The following is a 3,041-nucleotide window of genomic DNA, read 5'->3' on the forward strand; positions in this document are numbered from 1 at the left end:
TGTCCGGGGTGTCCGGGGTGTCCGGGGTGTCCGGGGTGTCCGGGGTGTCCGGGGTGTCCGGGGTGTCCGGGGTGTCCACCGCCACCCGGCCGCCGGGGAGGTCCGCGGCGGCCGGCTCGTCAACGGCCCCGGGGATGGCGGGGATGCCGCCGATCCCGGAGGCGCGGCCGCCGCCGGGCAGCAGGCCGAGGGTGTCGGCCGAGTCATGGCGGGCGAAGACGCCCGGTCCGGGCAGCGGGGTGAGCTGGCGGCCGGCCTCGGTGAACCGGCGGCGCATCCACTCCCGCTGGTCGACCCGGCCGCCCTCGCGCTCGCGGTGGCCGAGCACCATCGTCCCGATCGCGGCGACGACGAGCAGCGCCGAGACCGCCTCGAAGACGAAGACGTAGTTGGTGAACAGCAGCCGGCCGATCGCCTGGACGTTGCCGCCCTTGTTGGCCGCGTCGAGGCCCTTGGCGCTGCCGCCGTCGATGGCCGAGCCGATCGGGAAGACCAGCAGCCCGGCGAAGCCGAGCCCGAAGATCGCCGCGCCGAGCCGCTGGCCGCGGATGGTCTCCACCAGCGAGTCCGACGAGTCGACACCGACGAGCATGAGCACGAACAGGAACAGCACCATGATCGCGCCCGCGTAGACGATGATCTGCACGAAGCCGAGGAACGGCGCCTGCTGGACCATGTAGAACACCGCGACGCAGAACAGGTTCGCCACCAGCAGCAGCGCACAGTGCACGGCGCTGCGGACCAGCACCATCCCGACCGCCGCCAGCACCGCTATCGGCGCCAGGATCCAGAACACCGCGGCCTCGCCGGTGGAGGTGCTGGTGATCTCGCCCGCGGCGGCGAGCAGGGTCTCGTGAGTCATCGCGGCCGCTCCGACCCGGCGCCGTGCGCGGGCACCTCGTCGGCCCGGGAGTGTTCGCCGGCCGTGCGCCGGTCGATCACGTCGGCGGCACGGTCTTCGGCGGCACGGTCTTCGGCGGCACGGTCTTCGGCGGCACGGTCGTCGGCCGCGCGCTGGTCGTCGGTCATCTGCCAGGGCAGCGGCGCGTCGGGGTCGCGCACGTAGTAGTCGGTCTCGCTGGAGCCGAGCCGCATCGGGTGCGGCGGCGCCTCCATGCCGGCGTCCAGCGGAGCGAGGAGCTGCTCCTTCGTGAAGATCAGATCCCGGCGGTTGTCGTCGGCGAGCTCGTAGTCGTTCGACATCGTCAGTGCCCGGGTCGGGCAGGCCTCGATGCACAGCCCGCACAGGATGCAGCGCAGGTAGTTGATCTGGTAGACGCTGCCGTACCGCTCCCCCGGCGAGTAGCGCTCGGACTCGGTGTTGTCGGCGCCCTCGACGTAGATGGCGTCGGCGGGGCAGGCCCACGCGCACAGCTCGCAGCCGACGCACTTCTCCAGCCCGTCCGGATGGCGGTTGAGCTGGTGTCGGCCGTGGAACCGGGGCGCGGTCTCCTTCTTCTGCTCCGGGTACTGCTCCGTCGTCGGCTTCTTGAACATCGTCGAGAAGGTGACGCCGAAGCCCTTGTAGGGGTCGAAGAAGCCCATGACTCAGCTCTCCTGATGCGGAGGGGGGTCCGCGGGGATGACGGTGGACGACCCGTTGGCCGAGGTACCCGCGGGCACCGCCGGGCGGTGGTGCGCGCCGCCCGGTGGCGGGGGCGGCCACGGGATGCTTTCGAGGCTCGGCGCCTGCGCGAGCTTGCGGTGCTCGGCCTCCTCCAGCTCCCGCTGGTGCCTCGCGCCACCCGGATCGAGCAGCGCGATGATCAGCATGACGCCGATGACCACTCCGACGCCGATCAGCCACGGCGTGCGGTCGTCGACGTCCTTCTGGTAGACGCGGAAGGTCGCGATGACCAGGACCCACAGCAGGCCGACCGGGATCAGCACCTTCCAGCCGAACGCCATGAACTGGTCGTAGCGCAGCCGGGGCAGCGTCCCGCGCAGCCAGATGAAGAAGAACAGGAACAGCAGCAGCTTCAGGACGAACCAGATCAACGGCACCCAGCCGTGGTCGAGACCGGACAGGCCCGGAATCGGCGGCGGCTGCCAGCCACCGAGGAACAGCGTGGTCGCGATCGCCGAGACGGTGACCATGTTGATGTACTCGGCGAGGAAGAAGAACGCGAACTTGATCGAGCTGTACTCGGTGTGGAAGCCGCCGACCAGCTCACCCTCGGCCTCGGGCAGGTCGAAGGGGGTCCGGTTCGTCTCCCCGACCATCGAGATGCAGTACAGGACGAAGGACGGCAACAGCGCGATGTACCAGCGCCCCGACTGGCTCTCCACGATCCCGGACGTCGACAGCGTGCCCGCGTAGATGAACACCGCGACGAACGACAGACCCATCGCCACCTCGTAGGAGATGATCTGGGCCGCCGAGCGCAGCGAGCCGAGCAGCGGGTAGGTCGACCCGCTCGACCAGCCGGACAGGATCAGTCCGTACACCCCGAGCGAGGCCGCGGCGAGCATGTAGAGCACGCTGACGGGCAGGTCCGCGAGCTGAAGTGTGGTGCGCTCGCCGAAGATCGAGACCTCCGGGCCGAACGGGATGACGGCGAAGGCGAGGAACGCCGGGACCGCCGAGAGGATCGGCGCCAGAATGAAGATCGGCTTGTCGGCGAGGGCCGGGATCAGGTCTTCCTTGAGCATCAGCTTGGCGCCGTCGGCGAGGCTCTGCAGCCAGCCCCTCGGGCCGTGCCGGTTCGGCCCGACCCGCTGCTGCATCTTCGCGACGACCTTGCGCTCGAACACGATCGAGAACAGCGTCATCAGCAGCAGGAAGGCGAAGACCCCCACCCCCTTGAGCAGGATCAGCCAGAACGGGTCGGCGCCGAAGCCGGACAGGTCCGGGTCCACCGGGGCGGCGTACACGAGCGCGGAGGCGGCGGCGCTCATGGCCGGCCGCCGGCAGGCTCGTCGCCGACCGTGCGCGGCGCCGGCCTGGACACCCCCAGCCCGCCGAGCAGCAGCAACAGCGCGCCCGCGAACAGCCACCACACCAGGCCCCCCAACAGGACCCCGCACACCCGCCCCCCGCC

At 70.6% G+C, this 3,041-nt stretch carries 3 protein-coding genes; all 3 read right to left on the reverse strand.

Annotated features, from left to right (window positions below):
* A partial coding sequence (locus ND748_RS29040; RefSeq protein WP_251749379.1) for an NADH-quinone oxidoreductase subunit J occupies positions 1-862 on the reverse strand: 862 nt, incomplete at its 3' end.
* The gene (nuoI, locus tag ND748_RS29045) at positions 859-1,545 is read right to left on the reverse strand and encodes an NADH-quinone oxidoreductase subunit NuoI (protein ID WP_251749380.1); all 687 of its coding nucleotides are present in this window, start codon (positions 1,543-1,545) and stop codon (positions 859-861) included. The genes nuoI and ND748_RS29040, both read right to left, overlap by 4 nt.
* Before the next feature lie 3 nt (positions 1,546-1,548).
* Positions 1,549-2,898 carry an NADH-quinone oxidoreductase subunit NuoH gene (gene nuoH, locus ND748_RS29050; RefSeq protein ID WP_251749381.1) on the reverse strand — a complete coding sequence of 450 codons (1,350 nt, stop codon included), beginning with the start codon at positions 2,896-2,898 and terminating at the stop codon, positions 1,549-1,551.
* Positions 2,899-3,041 lie beyond the last annotated feature (143 nt).

It is taken from the genome of Frankia sp. AiPs1 (assembly GCF_023716945.1).
Classification (GTDB): domain Bacteria; phylum Actinomycetota; class Actinomycetes; order Frankiales; family Frankiaceae; genus Frankia.

Bases quoted from the DNA above. Each gene is read 5' to 3' on its own strand.
- nuoI (WP_251749380.1), bottom strand. From the start codon at position 1,545: ATGGGCTTCTTCGACCCCTACAAGGGCTTCGGCGTCACCTTCTCGACG.
- nuoH (WP_251749381.1), bottom strand. From the start codon at position 2,898: ATGAGCGCCGCCGCCTCCGCGCTCGTGTACGCCGCCCCGGTGGACCCG.